The sequence below is a fragment of the Photobacterium kagoshimensis genome, from assembly GCF_050337045.1.
GTDB lineage: Bacteria > Pseudomonadota > Gammaproteobacteria > Enterobacterales > Vibrionaceae > Photobacterium > Photobacterium kagoshimensis.
Genome location: NZ_JAKJSO010000022.1, coordinates 90,438 through 106,466, shown reverse-complemented (window position 1 = coordinate 106,466; position 16,029 = coordinate 90,438). Strand labels below are relative to the sequence as shown.

General features: G+C 45.7%; 18 protein-coding genes, 1 rRNA gene and 1 riboswitch. Of the genes, 3 read left to right on the top strand and 16 right to left on the bottom strand.

Annotated features, from left to right (window positions below):
- Positions 1-72 (bottom strand): 16S ribosomal RNA (locus L4C35_RS19550); the annotation flags it as partial.
- Positions 73-680: 608 nt separating this feature from the next.
- Here L4C35_RS19550 and L4C35_RS19545 point away from each other — a divergent pair.
- Entirely contained in the window at positions 681-1,148 is a 468-nt protein-coding gene (locus L4C35_RS19545) for an RNA recognition motif domain-containing protein (RefSeq protein ID WP_428464469.1), read from the top strand.
- On the opposite strand, the gene murI is transcribed toward L4C35_RS19545, so the two are convergent.
- The 3 genes from murI to L4C35_RS19530 form a co-directional block, all read right to left on the bottom strand.
- Positions 1,117-1,908, bottom strand: coding sequence for a glutamate racemase (murI, locus tag L4C35_RS19540; protein ID WP_428464468.1), 792 nt, complete (start codon positions 1,906-1,908; stop codon positions 1,117-1,119). The two genes, L4C35_RS19545 and murI, sit on opposite strands and share 32 nt — an antisense overlap.
- Positions 1,909-1,963: 55 nt before the next feature.
- Positions 1,964-2,644: a Dph6-related ATP pyrophosphatase gene (locus L4C35_RS19535; protein WP_428464467.1), complete on the bottom strand. Its 681-nt coding sequence runs from the start codon at positions 2,642-2,644 to the stop codon at positions 1,964-1,966.
- An 81-nt stretch (positions 2,645-2,725) separates the two neighbouring features.
- Complete coding sequence (locus tag L4C35_RS19530; RefSeq protein WP_428464466.1) at positions 2,726-4,561, bottom strand: TonB-dependent receptor domain-containing protein; 1,836 nt, start codon at positions 4,559-4,561, stop codon at positions 2,726-2,728.
- Between the two features lie 37 nt (positions 4,562-4,598).
- Positions 4,599-4,816: riboswitch (cobalamin riboswitch) on the bottom strand.
- Between the two features lie 146 nt (positions 4,817-4,962).
- Between L4C35_RS19530 and trmA the strand changes: the two genes are divergently transcribed.
- Positions 4,963-6,069: a tRNA (uridine(54)-C5)-methyltransferase TrmA gene (gene trmA / locus L4C35_RS19525; protein WP_428464465.1), complete on the top strand. Its 1,107-nt coding sequence runs from the start codon at positions 4,963-4,965 to the stop codon at positions 6,067-6,069.
- A gap of 78 nt (positions 6,070-6,147) precedes the next feature.
- Here trmA and L4C35_RS19520 read toward each other — a convergent pair whose 3' ends face one another.
- Complete coding sequence (locus tag L4C35_RS19520; protein ID WP_048900045.1) at positions 6,148-6,519, bottom strand: YijD family membrane protein; 372 nt, start codon at positions 6,517-6,519, stop codon at positions 6,148-6,150.
- 22 nt (positions 6,520-6,541) lie between these two features.
- Positions 6,542-7,174, bottom strand: a complete 633-nt coding sequence (fabR, locus tag L4C35_RS19515) for an HTH-type transcriptional repressor FabR (RefSeq protein ID WP_048900044.1) — start codon at positions 7,172-7,174, stop codon at positions 6,542-6,544.
- Between the two features lie 333 nt (positions 7,175-7,507).
- On the opposite strand from fabR, the gene sthA reads away from it, so the two are divergent.
- Entirely contained in the window at positions 7,508-8,923 is a 1,416-nt protein-coding gene (gene sthA, locus L4C35_RS19510) for a Si-specific NAD(P)(+) transhydrogenase (RefSeq protein WP_428464464.1), read from the top strand.
- 70 nt (positions 8,924-8,993) lie between these two features.
- On the opposite strand, the gene cysQ is transcribed toward sthA, so the two are convergent.
- Genes cysQ through gspG form a run of 10 tightly spaced genes read right to left on the bottom strand, consistent with a single transcriptional unit; the run spans position 8,994 to position 16,015 of the window.
- Complete coding sequence (gene cysQ / locus L4C35_RS19505) at positions 8,994-9,827, bottom strand: 3'(2'),5'-bisphosphate nucleotidase CysQ (RefSeq protein ID WP_428464463.1); 834 nt, start codon at positions 9,825-9,827, stop codon at positions 8,994-8,996.
- Between the two features lie 13 nt (positions 9,828-9,840).
- Positions 9,841-10,392: an ADP compounds hydrolase NudE gene (nudE, locus tag L4C35_RS19500; RefSeq protein WP_428464462.1), complete on the bottom strand. Its 552-nt coding sequence runs from the start codon at positions 10,390-10,392 to the stop codon at positions 9,841-9,843.
- Positions 10,393-10,414: 22 nt separating this feature from the next.
- Positions 10,415-11,173: a type II secretion system protein N gene (locus L4C35_RS19495; RefSeq protein WP_428464461.1), complete on the bottom strand. Its 759-nt coding sequence runs from the start codon at positions 11,171-11,173 to the stop codon at positions 10,415-10,417.
- Positions 11,174-11,175: 2 nt separating this feature from the next.
- Positions 11,176-11,652 carry a type II secretion system protein M gene (locus tag L4C35_RS19490; RefSeq protein ID WP_428464460.1) on the bottom strand — a complete coding sequence of 159 codons (477 nt, stop codon included), beginning with the start codon at positions 11,650-11,652 and terminating at the stop codon, positions 11,176-11,178.
- On the bottom strand, positions 11,649-12,962 hold the full coding sequence (gene gspL, locus L4C35_RS19485; protein WP_428464459.1) for a type II secretion system protein GspL: 1,314 nt from the start codon (positions 12,960-12,962) through the stop codon (positions 11,649-11,651). The genes L4C35_RS19490 and gspL overlap by 4 nt, the downstream gene beginning before the upstream one ends.
- On the bottom strand, positions 12,931-13,950 hold the full coding sequence (gspK, locus tag L4C35_RS19480) for a type II secretion system minor pseudopilin GspK (protein ID WP_428464475.1): 1,020 nt from the start codon (positions 13,948-13,950) through the stop codon (positions 12,931-12,933). Before gspK ends, gspL begins: the two co-directional genes overlap by 32 nt.
- A gap of 8 nt (positions 13,951-13,958) precedes the next feature.
- The gene (gene gspJ, locus L4C35_RS19475) at positions 13,959-14,627 is read right to left on the bottom strand and encodes a type II secretion system minor pseudopilin GspJ (RefSeq protein WP_428464458.1); all 669 of its coding nucleotides are present in this window, start codon (positions 14,625-14,627) and stop codon (positions 13,959-13,961) included.
- A complete protein-coding gene (gene gspI / locus L4C35_RS19470) occupies positions 14,614-14,973 on the bottom strand; it encodes a type II secretion system minor pseudopilin GspI (protein ID WP_428464457.1) in 360 nt (119 codons plus the stop codon). The genes gspJ and gspI overlap by 14 nt, the downstream gene beginning before the upstream one ends.
- The gene (gspH, locus tag L4C35_RS19465; protein WP_428464456.1) at positions 14,970-15,554 is read right to left on the bottom strand and encodes a type II secretion system minor pseudopilin GspH; all 585 of its coding nucleotides are present in this window, start codon (positions 15,552-15,554) and stop codon (positions 14,970-14,972) included. The genes gspI and gspH overlap by 4 nt, the downstream gene beginning before the upstream one ends.
- Before the next feature lie 26 nt (positions 15,555-15,580).
- The gene (gspG, locus tag L4C35_RS19460) at positions 15,581-16,015 is read right to left on the bottom strand and encodes a type II secretion system major pseudopilin GspG (protein ID WP_062690353.1); all 435 of its coding nucleotides are present in this window, start codon (positions 16,013-16,015) and stop codon (positions 15,581-15,583) included.
- Positions 16,016-16,029: the final 14 nt, after the last annotated feature.

The following is a 16,029-nucleotide window of genomic DNA, read 5'->3' as shown; positions in this document are numbered from 1 at the left end:
TTACCGCTCGACTTGCATGTGTTAGGCCTGCCGCCAGCGTTCAATCTGAGCCATGATCAAACTCTTCAATTTAAAGTTTTTGATGGCTCAATGAATACTGATTGAATATCGATAACTAGAAGCTAGTCATGATATTCGAATTGACTGTGCCAAATAATAAGTAAACTTGTTATTTGTATTGGTCACTCAGTTCATTGATGCCAAATTCATTCTTACTTAAAAAGTAACAATGAATAGTTTTGACTATTCATTTCACGAGTGCCCACACAGATTGCATGGTCAAATTGTTAAAGAGCTTTTCTTCTTCGCTTTCGCTCTGAAGAGGTGCGCCATTCTAAAGAAATCGTTGTAAGTGTCAAACACTTTTTGAAACTTTATTTTGAATGCTATCACCACACTAACTCGTTGCTTCTTTTACCTGTTTGGTAAGCAGCTCTCCGTGTCAGTGAGGCGGCATTATAGAGATTTAGATCGCACTGACAAGCCTTTTTATTAAAAAAATATGCAACCGCTGAATATTTCACCTAATGTGTTATTTAGCCTTCACAGGGCAACATTTGACGATCGTCACATTCACTTACTGGTAATTATAAGTCAATGAAAGTAATATCAATGTGATTCTGATGTTAAAATAACCAATAAGCATTCTTTTTACTATTTACGACGATGTAGTATTGAATATGAAATTATCCAATCAAACTTTAGTAACCATCATAGCTCTAGCTGTACTTGGGGCTTTGATCATGAGCTTTATCGCCATCTCACCTTCTATCGCTTTTGCGTTAGGTGTCATCCTCTCTGGGTTAGCTGTCCACTTTATGCAAGGAACATCTTCTACAGCCGCAACTTCTGATGACTCATCTTCTACCGCTAGCTCAAGCAAAACAATTTACGTTGGTAACTTACCTTACCGTGCTAATGAAAATGACGTAAAAGATCTTTTTTCTGAACACGGTGAAGTTTTCGCTGTTCGTCTAATGAAAGACAAACGTACAGGTAAGCGTAGAGGGTTTGGGTTTGTTGTTATGAACAGTGCCGATGTTGGTACCGCTATCGCAAACTTAAACAACAAAGAATACGGCCAACGAACATTAAAAGTCCGTGAAGCCAATGAACCTAAAAATGGGGAAGATCTAGATTCTGAATAGGACTTAACCCCAACTGACAAAGAAAAACATTCAGTGCCGCTTCATGATGTGAAGCGGCACTGTTATATGTAATGTTTGTTTTTTTGCTATCGCCCTGACCAGCACTCTCACCCAATAACGCTTTAACGCGGTTAGCTATCGCTTTTCCTGAATCAATGATTTGCACCGGAGTGGAGAACACCTGCTGGATTTCATCTTTAATTAACGGGAAGTGCGTACAGCCAAGAACAATACCATCGACGCGATCTAGCCAGGGTAAAAGTATTTCCTGGATTTCTGCAACAGAGACGGCTTCACCTCGTAGTTTTTGCTCTGCAATTTCAACTAATCGTGTTGAACCTATCATCAATACTTGGCAATCTTTTGCAAATTCAGCAATTAATTCTTGGGTATAGCGGCGTTTAACTGTTGCTGGTGTTGCTAATAGTCCTATAACCTTCTTTTCGCTTAACGCTGCTGCTGGCTTAATTGCTGGAACCACCCCCACGACAGGAATGTCTAATTGTGTTCTTAATGTTGGCAGTACTATGGTACTCGCGGTATTACACGCGATCACAACCAAATCAACACTATGTTTTCGCACTAAACGAGACACGATCTCTAACGTTCTCGCAATCAAAACTGATTCTTCCAGCTCGCCATAAGGAAAAGCGGCATTATCAAAAGCGTAGATGTAATGTTCATTTGGGAGCTGTGCACGAATCTCTTGGTATACAGATAACCCACCGACTCCAGAGTCAAAAATCAGAACACTTTTCACAACACACCACACCTACACGAAAAAACAGAGGCTATCATACTGCGATTTAAACAGTTCAGAAACTACCTGTGCTATCGCTATATTGATAACGCTGATAATGAAACCTGGATGTTCGCTCTATATATGAAGGGGTAATAACGAGCTGAGTTTTAAAGCAAGGTGCTGCTATCACTAATGTATGAAACTCGCCATTTTCACCACAGGGATCAACACCGCTAGGTAAAGAGTCTATAAATTCAGGCGTATACCATTGCCCGCAGTAATCACCCGCCAATTGTTGAGTATCCACCGTTGTAACTAGTGTTTGGATACCACGCGTAATTATTTCCTGCGCTAGTAGAGAGCTATCTTCTCCCATCAAAGGAAAAACGCATTGCCATCCAGCAGGTTCAATATAACTACGGCGGTAGTCAGCAATACCATTGCAAAACATGTCACCAAACGCGATAGCATCAATATCAAGCTTAGAGGCTTTTAAACCATTAACCACCATAGACTGGTATACGTCATTAGGTGGAAACACACTTGGCAGCGCAACGGTAATCAAAGGCAAACCTATCAGGCTAGCTTGCTGACGAACAACATCAATCGGTGTGGCCTGAAAAGGCACTTCATCTTCAAGATAGGTGGTAAACAAACCCACAACTCGGTATTGAGGGTCGTCTAATAAACGAAGTAGTGTCAACATCGAGTCTTTGCCCGAGCTCCAACTGATAATGACGTTAATCTGTGTCATGAATGATGCCCCAAACTAAATAATCATCAAAGATATAAATAAGGCCGCTAAATAGCGGCCTTGTACAAAAAGCATCTTTGCTTAGAACTGGTATGAACCATTCACATAGAAGGCACGTTCTGGCGCAGGGTAACCTTTAGCGGTTTCGTACTTTTCATTAAACAGGTTATCTACTCGACCACGTACGACCAAAGCATCTGTCACTTGATACGTTGTCGATAAATCCCACAGACTTGTTGCTGGCAAGTAACTATCATCTGTAGGAGCTGTAGTCGGTAGATCTAAACGCTTACCTGTATATAAGTAAGTTAAACTTACCGTAGCATCCCCAAATGCCACATCACTAATCCACTTATAATTTTGTTTTGCACGGCGTGCTAGCTGAACATCTTTCGCATCTTTATGATCTTTAAAATCAGCAACAACCGTATGATTTACAATACCCGTCGCAAACTGAACATCAAACTCAATGCCTTTAATTCGAGCATCGACATTATCAGAATTAAATCTACCGTCTGCGCCTTTATACCAAATAATTAAGTTATCAACCTTGTTATCATAAGCCGCAAGATTCCATTGCATAAAATCATAATAACCCGATGCTCCTAGCTCGAAGTTTTTAGACTCTTCAGGCATCAATTCAGGCTTAGACGCTAAATCAGAATACGTAGGTGCTTTAAATGCCGTGCCATAGCTCGCTCGAACACGGTGCTGCTCATTGATTTGGTAGGCAGTTGCTAAAGACCACGTCGCGTAGTTATCGTATTTATCATGCTTGTCGTAACGAGCATTACCTTCAACTGTTAGTTGGTTCCATTCCATTAGACCTGAAACATAGCCACCGTAATTATTACGACTTTCACCCGCTAGCTTATGTTTTGAACCATAACTTAACGCATCATCTTTTAACTTTTCACGGCGCCAATCAAGACCGCCCCCCAGTTGTAACATATCGGTTAGCTGATAAAGGTTCGCCCACTGCACATTGAACATATCGGAATTTGTGCGAGTACTCGCCTTATCTTTACCCTCACTCTGGCTGTAATTACGTGATTGGGTATCTTGGTAGTTCGTACTAAACTGCGTTTGCCATGCTGCTGCTTGGTGTTCAAGCTGCGCGGTGACATTCTGGTTTCGCACATAACCAAAGTTTTTGACACCATAGCTATCGTACTCAGCTTCATTCTCATACCAGCTCGCTGAGCCATAGGCTTTAGTGTTGTCAGATAATTGGTGCTCATAACCCACTAGTGCATTTTTGCTATCGTAGCCGTGCTTTACACCATCGTTCTTACCTGGCTGTGGTCGCACATTATAGCCATCCGTTTGAACGAAACCTGCGGCCACCTGTAAATGACCGGTATCGCTCACATCAGATTTAGCAACAAAGTTCGCTTCTTTATATGCACGGCTACCAGCGCCTAATGTCATTTGCTTAGTGTCATCGCCTTGCTGAGAGCGAGTGATAATATTGATCACACCACCAATAGCATCTGAGCCATATTTTGCAGCACCAGGACCACGAATAACTTCAACACGCTCAACTAAACCAATAGGGAAGCGGTTAAAGTTAACACCACCACCAATTGACGAGCTAATTCGTACACCATCAACAAGCACTAGTGTCTGGTTACTATTTGCACCACGAATATAAACTGAAGCGTTTTGTCCTAAGCCACCATTTTGTGCAACTTCAACACCCGGTAAACGGCGCAATACCTCTGGCAGCGCTTTGGCTTGGATAGCTTCGATTTCTTCACGTGTAACAACACTGATAGGAGCTAAAACAGAAGAAAGAGGTTGTTCAAATCGGTTTGCTGTTACCACCATCACATCATCGGTTGATGTTTCGGTCGCAAAAGCCTGACTTTGGAAAAATAGAGGGGCTAACGCCACTGCTAAGAGCGTTTTATTCATTAGATTGGATACCTTAAGTCGCGTTTATTACTAAGCACATTGCTTCGAAGCACTGGTTGGTATTCGGACTTAAGAGCAAGGTTTACACCGCCTACGGCAACAACTTCCCATTTCATCTATTGCTGAGCTAAATAGACAAAACAGTGTTTGGAACAACGTCCATGTGCTTTCGTTCTCTATTACCGCTGCGCGTCAGTTACGGATTTCCACCGTATTCCCTAGCCATTATGGCAAACCAGCGCATCGCGAATGCTAGTAAGCTCAACATTAATTGTCTAGCTTTGTTTATGCTTAGCAGTAAATAAGCACCAGCTTTGACACTTTCTCGGCCTCAAAGCTGGACATCGCCCAACAATGCAATAAAATCTCCGCTCTTAATTTGAGCAGTTTGAGGCAAACAAATGGCATCCACCGCAATCAATCCCGCTGATTACCAACTTCAGTTGGATGAAAAAGCAGAACGTATTCAAAATATCTTCGCAGATTTTGAGACGCCTGAGCTTGAGGTTTTTGCCTCTCCTGCTGAGCACTACCGCATGCGTGCAGAGTTTCGCGTATGGCATGAAGGTGAAGATCTTTACTACGTCATGTTCAATCAAGAAACGCGTGAGAAATACCGTGTCGATCAATTTCCAGCAGCAAGCCGTCTAATTAACGACTTAATGCCACTTCTGGTCGATGCATTAAAGCCTGTTAAAGCGCTGCGTCACAAACTGTTTCAAGTGGATTTTCTGTCCACATTAAGCGGTGAGATTCTGGTATCACTGCTTTATCACCGCCAACTGGATGAAGAGTGGGAAGCTGAAGCAAAAGCGTTAAAGCAGCGTTTAAATGATGAAGGCTTTAACCTGAACTTCATCGGCCGTGCTCGTAAACAAAAGATTGTTCTCGACCAAGAGCACGTTATCGAAAAGCTGAAAGTGCACGATCGCGTTCTAACGTACAAGCAAGTTGAAAACAGCTTCACTCAACCAAATGGTGAAGTAGCGCAGAAGATGTTGGAGTGGGCTGTTGACTGCACAGCAGAAAGTGAAGGTGATCTGCTTGAGCTTTACTGTGGCAACGGTAATTTCTCATTGGCGCTGGCGCAAAATTTTGACCGCGTACTCGCAACAGAGTTAGCCAAACCGTCGGTTGATTCAGCACAATACAATATTGCGGTAAACAACATTGATAACGTACAAATCATTCGTATGTCTGCGGAAGATTTTACCGATGCAATGGAAGGCAAACGTGAGTTCCGCCGCCTAAAAGATCAAAACGTGGATTTACAAAGCTACAACTGTAATACCATCTTCGTTGATCCGCCACGTTCAGGCATGGATGAAGGCACCTGTCGCATGGTGCAAGGTTACGAACGTATTATGTACATTTCATGTAATCCTGAAACGCTACAAGATAACTTGGCCATTTTGAGCGAAACGCACAATATCACGCGCTTTGCACTGTTTGATCAGTTCCCTTACACCCATCATATGGAGGCGGGTGTCCTACTAGAGCGCAAATAAACGCGACAGTAGCGAACAATAGATGCAAAAAAGGCGCTCTCAGCGCCTTTTTTATTACCTTTTTGAGCGAATAAGCGCTTAAGCTGCCGCTTCGTCTTTCTTGCCCATCACACCTAGTTTCACCGCTACCCAGAACAACAAGCCTAGAGAAATCATCAGTGGTAAGAAGTTTGACCCCATCTCTGGCATTTGTGCGCGTAGGAAAGATGAGTAGCCAAATGCACCCACTAAGAAACAAGCAAATGCAATCGCAGGCGTGCCTTCAGACATAGGTTTGGTTAAGTATTCTTGGTATAGGCAGTACACTGCCAAGGCAAAAGCGATCACAGGAAAAACGGAGAAGGCAACGGCACTTGACGTAAATACCGCCAGCGTTGCATTGCCACATAAACCCGCTAACAAAGACAAAATCAATGTTTTACGTTCAGCTTTTACTTGTTCCTTGTTCATATTCTTCACCAGCAAAATAAGGTTAGAGTTTCTGCCTGAGCTCACGACGCTCACGCTCTTTGCGGTACCAATAGGCACCCTTTGCAATCATTCGTAATTGCATGATCAGCCGTTCGGCATGCTCAGCACGCGCATGACTGTCTAGATCCAGTGCTTCTGCACCAGAACTGAATACTAATGTGACTGACGCCTCCGCTTGGGTGTACGCTTCTTCATGCGTCACCCCTGTTTTGGCCTCTAAATACTCGGCAAGTTCCGCCACAAAATGTTGAATTTCACGGGCTACTGCAGCACGAAAGGCGGTCGAAGTGCCTGAACGCTCACGTAACAGTAACCTAAATACGTTTGGGCTACCTTCGATAAACTCCATGAAGGTTTCGACCGAAGTACGGATCACGCTTCCCTCTTCGGCAATACGTTGGCGAGCTTGACGCATCAGCTGACGCAGAATCAAACCACCTTCATCAACCATGGTAAGGCCAAGCTCATCCATATCTTTAAAATGTCGATAAAAAGAGGTGGGAGCTATCCCCGCTTCGCGTGCAACTTCACGCAAACTTAAACTGGAAAAACTACGATCAGCACAAAGCTGGCTAAATGCAGCATCAATAAGCGAGCGACGGGTTTTTTCTTTTTGTTGAGCCCTAATACCCATGAATCTATTGGTTCTCTAATACTCTTTGCTGCAACTATACGCGGTTTTTATTACCAGTTCAGCGAGAATCCTGATCTTTCGATTAGGCTCTTATGAAATTAATCAGACCATAGTAAGTCCTGACTTAAACTGAATCAAAGCGACATTTGTCACTTTTAACTACTGGCTCACAAAGTAGCATATTTTCGTCAAGGAGACTTGCAAGGTTAGTTTGCATGCGCTGACAACGTGATCGTTACCGAGCTATGGCCATCAACTGATTTTCCACCAGCACAATCAGGGTTACACTGCTGCTATGGCAATGTTGCATGGATGATAATAAAGGCCAAGCCCATGACAAAGAAAAACCGACAAACCGCCCAGCATTTTGACGCCATCGTAATTGGTAGCGGCCCAGGTGGTGAAGGGGCTGCAATGGGGCTAACCAAAGCAGGTCTCAATGTCGCTATTATTGAGCGCGAAGATAGCGTCGGTGGCGGTTGTACTCACTGGGGAACCATCCCCTCAAAAGCACTTCGTCACGCAGTCAGCCGAATTATCGAGTTCAACCAAAACCCACTGTACTGCAAAAACAATTCAAGTCTGCATAGCACCTTCAGCCAGATCTTAGGCCATGCTCAAGATGTCGTAAATAAACAAACCCGTATGCGCCAAGGGTTTTACGACCGTAATCAGTGCAGCATTCTTTTTGGTGAAGCCAGCTTTGTTGATAGCCATACGGTACAAGTTCGTAATAAAGACGGTAGCCATGATTTATACCGTGGCGATACTTTTGTTATAGCCACAGGTTCACGGCCTTACCAGCCTACAGATGTCGACTTTAATCACTCGCGAGTATATGACAGCGATTCGATTTTGCAGCTCAAGCACGATCCTCGCCATATTATTATTTATGGCGCTGGCGTGATCGGCAGTGAATATGCCTCCATCTTCCGTGGGTTGGGGGTCAAAGTAGATTTAATTAATACCCGCGATCGCTTATTGGAATTTTTAGATAATGAGATTTCAGACTCCCTCTCTTATCACCTCTGGAATAGCGGCGCGATGATCCGCAACGGTGAAACCTATGAGCGGATTGAAGGGACCGAAGATGGTGTGATTTTACACCTAGCATCTGGCAAGAAAATGCGGGCTGACTGCTTACTGTATGCCAATGGCCGTACCGGTAACACAGACAGGCTGCACCTGGACAAAGTGGGGTTAACCCCAGACTCTCGCGGCCAGCTCAAGGTTAATCAAAACTACCGTACCGATGTCGAACATGTTTATGCAGTCGGTGATGTCATTGGCTACCCTAGCCTTGCCAGCGCTGCTTACGATCAAGGGCGTTATGTCGCGCAAGCGATCAGTAAAGGGGAAGCCCAAGGCAGCTTAATCGATCATATCCCAACCGGGATCTACACCATCCCTGAAATCAGTTCAGTAGGTAAAACCGAGCAACAACTGACGGCAGACAAAGTTCCTTATGAAGTAGGGCGGTCTCAATTTAAGCATCTCGCGCGTGCCCAAATAGCAGGGACGGAAGTGGGTAGCTTAAAAATTCTGTTCCACCGTGAAACCAAAGAGATCCTGGGGATCCACTGTTTTGGTGAGCGTGCCGCTGAGATCATACATATCGGCCAAGCGATCATGGAACAAAAAGGGGATGGCAATACCATCGATTATTTTGTGAATACCACCTTCAATTACCCAACCATGGCCGAAGCCTACCGTGTGGCAGCCTTGAATGGCCTTAATCGTCTGTTCTGACCAAGCTGTTTTGGTAAAAACAAAAACGGAGCCAAAGGCTCCGTTTTATGCAAATAGTTAACTCGCGGTATTACTCCGCATTCATCATACGATCATCAGGTGTCAGGATCTTATCCCACGGTAAGTGCTCATCCCCTAATGTAATAAAGTTTGGGTTCTCTAACGTATTTCGCTCGTTATAAGACAGTGGCGTTAAATGCGTATTCAAAATTCGCCCTCCCGCTTCTTCAACAATACACTGGGTCGCAGCCGTATCCCACTCACCTGTTGGCCCTAAGCGCAAATAGCAATCTACTGCGCCTTCGGCGACGAGACAGGCTTTGAGTGCCGCAGAGCCCAATGGCACTAAGTCATAATTCAGCGCAGGGTCTAATCGGTCGGTGATCGCTTGGATATTCTGACGACGACTGATCGCAACCGCGATAGATTGCGTAGGTCGCTCATGCTTATGGGTGGCTATGCGGAAGGTCTCACCATCAGGGGTGATCTTCCATGCGCCTTTGCCTTGGTAAGCATAGTAGGTCACACCTGAAACAGGCGCATAGACGACCCCCATCTTAGGCTGATTATTTTCTACCAGCGCAATGATAGTGGCAAAGTCACCACTGCCAGCAATGAATTCTTGCGTACCATCCAGAGGATCAACAAGCCAATAGCGATCCCATTGACTGCGTTCCGCTAAGGGAATCGCTGCATCTTCTTCTGACAGTACAGGGATATCTGGCGTTAACTCTGAGAGTTGCGCCATGATCAATTTATGGGCAGCCAAGTCGGCGCTAGTGACTGGTGTATTGTCTTGCTTGATCTGTTTTTCAAACTGACCACGCTGATAAATATCGAGAATTACCTGACCCGACGATCGGGCAATTTCTATCACTGAAGGGATAAGGTTCGACAATTCCATCGCAAACTCCTTGTTAATCAGCCAGCTGTTTTAAGGCTAAGAACAATGCCGTAATACTGCGTGCTTCAGCAAAGTCGAGATGACTAATCAACTCTTCACCTTGATTGACAGGCCAACGCACTAACTCCAACGGTTCAGGCTCGTCCCCTTCTAGCTGCTCTGGGTATAAACCTTGGGCAAGGAAAAGGGTCATTTTGCTTGAGAAATATGAGGGGGCTAATACCACTTCTTTTAATGGCGTCAAGGTGTGCGCCCCAAAGCCAATTTCTTCTTTTAACTCTCGGTTAGCCGCCTCTGCCGCACTTTCGCCAGGATCAACCAAACCTTTAGGAAAGCCGAGCTCATAACGATCCGTGCCCGCAGCATATTCCCGTACTAACAACAGATCACCTTCTGCCGTAACAGGCACCACTAAAACAGCATGGCGGCCACTTGGCTTCATGCGTTCATAGGTGCGTTCTACCCCATTAGAAAAACGCAAATCAAGCGATTCAATTTTGAATAAACGTGATTGTGCCACAACCTCAGTCGAAAGAATTTGGGGTTTATTACTATCAGCTGCCATGCTGTTGTCCTATTGGTTATGCTTACAAACGACCATTAAAATTCAAGTTATACCGCCCTTTGCCATCAGGATCACCTAACCATTTCAATTGCTGTCCTAGCTGCGAGGGAAATTCAGCCCCCGGTTTAAACCACCCCGATAGCTTATAGCTGTAATTCGGGGCCAGCGATGCCTGCCAGTCACTTGATACATCTGCCGATGATTGATTAGCTTTCGCCAATACACTGCCATCATTACAACTTAAATCCGCAATCACCGCACCAGGATTGATTCCACCAAGAGGAGAGGAAATATTCGCAGTCGACCACGCTAAAGAAGCATCGAGTGTTGAGCAAAAAGGCTGAGCATGAAGATAGTCACGCACTGTCAATTCAAGTAAGCCATCCACTTTAATGGGAGCGGGAACGCGAGCATATTTGATCACTTCCGTGGCCGGGATCGAGACTAAAAAATTATTCGCAAACGCACCTGACATGCCATAGCCAATGACACCTCGGCCATCGACTCGCATTTCACTGCCTTGACCAAAACGCACCGTGAAGGCCACTTTACCCGTCAACAAAGCGCTTGCATTAAAGCGCCACTGTACTTGGCCTAATTGATACTGCTGCCAACGCACTTGCGTCGCACGGCCTTCCCAAGGCGTACCTTGGATCCCAGAAACATTCAGACCATGGATCATCGGCGCTTGTAGCCATAGCCAGCTAGCAGGAACATGGGCAATGACACTGCCTAATAACACCACACCAAATGATGTTCCAAGGAGTAGCTTATATTTCACACTTAACCTCGACCCAGCTGTAAACGGTTCACTTCGACCACACCGTTTTGATCGGCTTTCGAAATATCTAAAAATTGTGCATCGATACCATGTTCATCGCGTAAGAATGCCAGCCAATTCACTAATGTATTAAAAGGCACTGGCTTAACCCAAACTTGCACCGCTTCACTACGTGGCTGCATACGAATCAGTTCAATCCGAAAGCGAGTTGTCGTTTCATTAACGACTTGGTTAAGGCCTTTATCACTGATACCCGCACTGCTTGATGAGTTACCGCGCAAGCTAACAATTTGGTTAGCTTTTTTGCCAACCCAGTCTAATAGCTGGCGTTCACTATTAATTCGTTGCTGCGCCACATCAGCCCGTGTTGCTAAGGGTTGCCATAATCCCCAATAGAAAACAGCAATCAGCAACGCACCACCAGCGCCAAGCATCAAACGTTGTTCGCGAAGGCTCAGTGCTTTCCACCATGCTTTCATGATTTTCTCCTTAGCACTACCGCACCATTCACTTGGTTGCCTTCTTTACTCAATTGGCCTTGCTGTACCGTAAACTCTGCCGCGAGCAAAGTACGTAGCTGTTCAAAGTGTTGGAATTCGGCCGCCGTTGCTTGCAAACGCAGTTCACCGCGATTTTGATCGTATTTGAGGTTACTAAATGAAACTTGCGGCACCTTCTTAAAGATAGGCTCTAGCTGGGCTAACCATGGCAATAACCCCTCTTGGTTACCACCACCACCTAAGCGCGCTAATTCACTGTCCATCTGACGCTTCAAATAACTCTGTGTTGGGATATTACGAAAGTTCGGTAATACCTGACGAAAGATACGCTCACTTTCAGTGCGGTAAGCTTGAGCTTGTTGCTCCATGCTCTGTACCGACAAGACATGCTCAGCAATCATCGCTGTTATCACCAACCCCGCCGCGATCGCGACTTTTCGCCATGGCTTAATGTGCTTACGCCAAGCTGATTGCGGCTTGTAAGGCCCAGAAAGCATGTTGAGCTTGCTCTGCTCTGCACCTTTTGCCAACAGCTCCATCACCAACTCAGGCGTTTGCGCTTTCCACTGACACGGAATCGCATCGGGTTTTGGCGTAAAGTGGTGGATCACAATATCTTCGGCGTTCGGAATGTGCGCTTCGGCAACAGAGTCAGTCGTAGACTTGTCAGTGTCGGTGGTCTTGTCTGACGCTTCACTCTCTTCGGTATCATCAAGCTCAGCAGTTGCCACAATAGGGGCATTTTGTGCTAACAGCCAGCTACCTAGCCAACTTGCTTCCGCTGCTACACCTTGGGTTTCAGATTGACGGACCAACCATTGTTCATCCAACTGTGCCGCGCTATACCCTTGCTCAAACAGAGGCAAACATAAGGCATCGGGTAGCAGCTTTTTCACTTCCATGCCGGCATCGTCAAGTGCCGTAAGCCATGCTTGTATACGTTTGTGCTCTACGACCGCGACATGGGCAATATCGCCATCGCGTTTGAGTAAATGTACGTGCAAAGCATCAATATCTTGCGCTAACTCTTCCTCCAGTAAAAAAGGCAATACTGCGGCTAACTGACGGCTACTGCCCGTTGGGATCGCAACTTGAGTGAGCAAAACATCTTGTGCAGGCGCCAACGCCAGCACTTGTCGCTGTGCGGCATAATCAGCTAATTCATTTAACTGGGTCATATCACTTAGCTGACCTGAAGCAATCACTTCATTCTGCTGTGACGACCACACCAACCAAGGGACGGGTTGGTCAGGACGGCTACTTAGCCTGATTGTCAGCAACTCGCTCACTGATTCCTCCATAACGGCGACGGACTACCGTCACCTGTTTTTGTTCGTCACGTTTCAGCAAGGCCACGACGCGAACTCGGGCACGATCCACTAATATCTCAGCATCCAGCTGAAAGTAATCGCTTTTAATATCAATATGTTCTTTCGCTTTAGACTGTGTCGCACCATCAATACGCGCAATCACCCCTTCGGCAAAAAATTCATCTATATTTTGCCAGCCGTCGTAAGGACGATTGGTCAATAAGGTCTTAGCATCCGACACCGATAATTCAGGGGTAAATAACGCAGCAAGTAATGCAGCATTATTTTCACTCACGGTATTCACATTCAATTTAAATGTATCAATCGGCAAAGCACAGACCGCACGCTTTACTTGATTAAAGGCTTTCGCCGTTACGCCGTTCACCGCACGTAACTCGCTCATATCTGCCATGAAATGATTAGCGGGTAAATAGGCGGGATTAAACCCTTCGTAGGTGCTGTCCTCAGCACCAAAGGCCGATTGCACGGTGTCATCACTATCAACATACTCCCAAGTCGACTCCGCCATGACTTCAGCTTCATAACTTTCAAGGCCCGATTCTTCAAGCAGCGCTTGCAACACTTTGATCAAATACGGCTTAGTGCTGCGATCGGCTTCAGGAGCAACGGCCGATAAGGCATTGAGATTAAAGCAGGCCTGGCGATCGAGAATATCCCCCACGGCATCACCGCCTTCTAACGGATAACGCTGGCCTTTGGTTGCCCATGCCTGACTTAAGTTTACGGTGTCGCTATCATCGATGCCTTCTTGGATAGCGACTTTCGCTAACGCTTCCAACCCAATGCTGTACCAATACGCTTGTTGGTGTTGAATTTGACTCTCAACCCGATAAAAATTGTGCTGCAGGCGATCTGTCATTTGCACAGCCAGCAAGGTCATCATCGCTAACAGCATCAATACAACAATTAAGGCAACGCCCCGTTGTTGACGCTTAGGCGGGTTCATACGAGGGATCATTGGTTATCATCCTCGTTGTTACTTTTTACCAAGCCCGACTCAGGTACTAAATACACCCGTTCGATCTCACCGATATCTTTCAGGGTTAAGCGCACTTCAACCCCTTGAGGCAGACTACCTGCTTGTTCCCACTTATCGGTCCACTTTTTTTCACTGAAAAAACGAAACGATAGTTTAGTCGCATCCGCTAATACCTCTCGTACCAGCGGCTCAGCACCCGCCACATTGTCAGGATAGCGAAACCACACTCGCTCTAGCTTATCGTCGATAATACGATAGCCGACTCGAACAACTTCCCCACGCGGGAACATTTGCTGTGGGTTTTGCCAGCCTAAACGCGTAAACATGATCCCTTCACTTGAAGAATCCAGCACATACTCACCCGCTAGCAGGTATTTATCACTGGGCTTTTCACCTTGGCTACGGGTTTTACGGGCAACAATTTGACGAAAATCGTTATCCATCATCACGCTCATTCGTTGAATCGCTTTGAGCCGTGCGTTGTGATCACGAGATTGCTCATCGCTGCGCTGGACACCATTTAGTACTTGGTACGCTGATAAACTCAACATGGCAAAAACGGCGATAGCCACCAGCACCTCAAGTAGCGTAAAACCGCGCTGCAAATGGGGTGTATGACAGGGGGCTTGTTTAGTTGGCAACATAGGTTCTCACTGTCACTATCGATTGCTTACGATCTTTATCTGTCGCCACGACCATTTCTACTGCTCGTAAATAACCATCGGTTGTTTTGGTACTCGACGCTGTCCAATACCATTTACGGCCAGCAAGCTCACTTTCGCCACGCTTACTCGACGTCGGGATTTTTCCGCTCAACTGTAAGCGTGCTAATTCATTATCAGCCACCATGGCTGCAAAAGTTTTCTCTTCTAAATAACCCATGGTGTTAATGTGTTGGCTGACCGCCTTCATAACACTCAAGGCCGCAGTCGCAAACACCGCCAAGGCAACCAGCACTTCTAATAGAGTCATCCCGCGTTGGCTTTTCATCGGCGTGACTTCCTTTCTGGCATTTCTTCACCTGGAGCCAATAAGTACAACTCGCCGAGCTCATCAGCACGGACTTGCCAAAATTCATTCTCACCGTCAATTTCAAACACCAAGCTAAACGGGGTGTATTCTCCACTGGCCATCACAATCAACTGCGGTGGTTTTACTTTCTTCTTATCAGTTTGTTCAGCAAACAAGTCTTCATCAAATAAGGTGCCAGGCTTAAACAAGCGATCTTTGTCTTGCCATGCATAGCCGCCCAATTCAACGTCCAGCTTGATGTCATCGCCCACTTCAATCTCGGTAAAGTAGCGAGACTCTTTGATGGGTTGCCATTCTTGACCTGCTAACTCAAGAAACTGATAACGGTGCCGCTCAATGCGAATACCGAAATCAGTGCCGTTAAGCAGTGCATCTTCACCAAGAAGCTGCACTAATTGATAAAAACGTGCGGCCTCTTCTTTGGCTTTATCATCATGACGCTCAGGTAGCGTGGCAATCACAGCCACCGCACTGGTCGCCAATAGCACCAGTACCAGCATAATTTCAATCAGCGTAAAGCCAGCAGCACGTTTCATCATTATTCTTCTATCAACAGTGCATGAACTTAAAAGTCCAGCATGTTCCAGTTACCAATGTCAGTATTCACTTCTTCACCGCCTTCCTGACCATCAGCACCTAGGCTAAAGATATCAACTGCGCCATGCTCACCTGGCATCACGTAGTTGTATTCATTACCCCAAGGGTCATTCGGTAGACGCTTGATGTAGCCGCCATTACGGTAGTTACGCGGCTCAGGGCTTGATGACGGCTTAGACACTAACGCATCCAGACCTTGGTCTGTCGTTGGGTAAACACTGTTATCCAACTTATACATGTCCAATGCCTGCTCTAAAGCACTAATATCGGTTACCACTTTTTGTTGGTCAGCTTTTTCTTTGTTACCTAGCAAGTTAGGTACGACTAGACTCGCCAGCACCCCTAGGATCACAATCACGACCATAACTTCGAGCAGCGTAAAGCCGCGTTGTTTGCGTTGCATTAACTTAACCTCCA

Excerpts from the sequence above, each read along its gene's own strand:
- cysQ (WP_428464463.1), bottom strand. The coding sequence starts at position 9,827 with ATGGAATTGTCGAACCTTATCCCTTCAGTGATAGAAATTGCCCGATCG.
- L4C35_RS19490 (WP_428464460.1), bottom strand. The coding sequence starts at position 11,652 with ATGAAAGCATGGTGGAAAGCACTGAGCCTTCGCGAACAACGTTTGATG.
- gspI (WP_428464457.1), bottom strand. The coding sequence starts at position 14,973 with ATGAAAAGCCAACGCGGGATGACTCTATTAGAAGTGCTGGTTGCCTTG.
- nudE (WP_428464462.1), bottom strand. The coding sequence starts at position 10,392 with ATGGCAGCTGATAGTAATAAACCCCAAATTCTTTCGACTGAGGTTGTG.
- gspG (WP_062690353.1), bottom strand. The coding sequence starts at position 16,015 with ATGCAACGCAAACAACGCGGCTTTACGCTGCTCGAAGTTATGGTCGTG.
- sthA (WP_428464464.1), top strand. The coding sequence starts at position 7,508 with ATGACAAAGAAAAACCGACAAACCGCCCAGCATTTTGACGCCATCGTA.
- gspH (WP_428464456.1), bottom strand. The coding sequence starts at position 15,554 with ATGATGAAACGTGCTGCTGGCTTTACGCTGATTGAAATTATGCTGGTA.
- fabR (WP_048900044.1), bottom strand. The coding sequence starts at position 7,174 with ATGGGTATTAGGGCTCAACAAAAAGAAAAAACCCGTCGCTCGCTTATT.
- L4C35_RS19535 (WP_428464467.1), bottom strand. The coding sequence starts at position 2,644 with ATGACACAGATTAACGTCATTATCAGTTGGAGCTCGGGCAAAGACTCG.
- L4C35_RS19520 (WP_048900045.1), bottom strand. The coding sequence starts at position 6,519 with ATGAACAAGGAACAAGTAAAAGCTGAACGTAAAACATTGATTTTGTCT.
- L4C35_RS19530 (WP_428464466.1), bottom strand. The coding sequence starts at position 4,561 with ATGAATAAAACGCTCTTAGCAGTGGCGTTAGCCCCTCTATTTTTCCAA.
- gspK (WP_428464475.1), bottom strand. The coding sequence starts at position 13,950 with ATGAACCCGCCTAAGCGTCAACAACGGGGCGTTGCCTTAATTGTTGTA.
- trmA (WP_428464465.1), top strand. The coding sequence starts at position 4,963 with ATGGCATCCACCGCAATCAATCCCGCTGATTACCAACTTCAGTTGGAT.
- L4C35_RS19545 (WP_428464469.1), top strand. The coding sequence starts at position 681 with ATGAAATTATCCAATCAAACTTTAGTAACCATCATAGCTCTAGCTGTA.
- gspJ (WP_428464458.1), bottom strand. The coding sequence starts at position 14,627 with ATGTTGCCAACTAAACAAGCCCCCTGTCATACACCCCATTTGCAGCGC.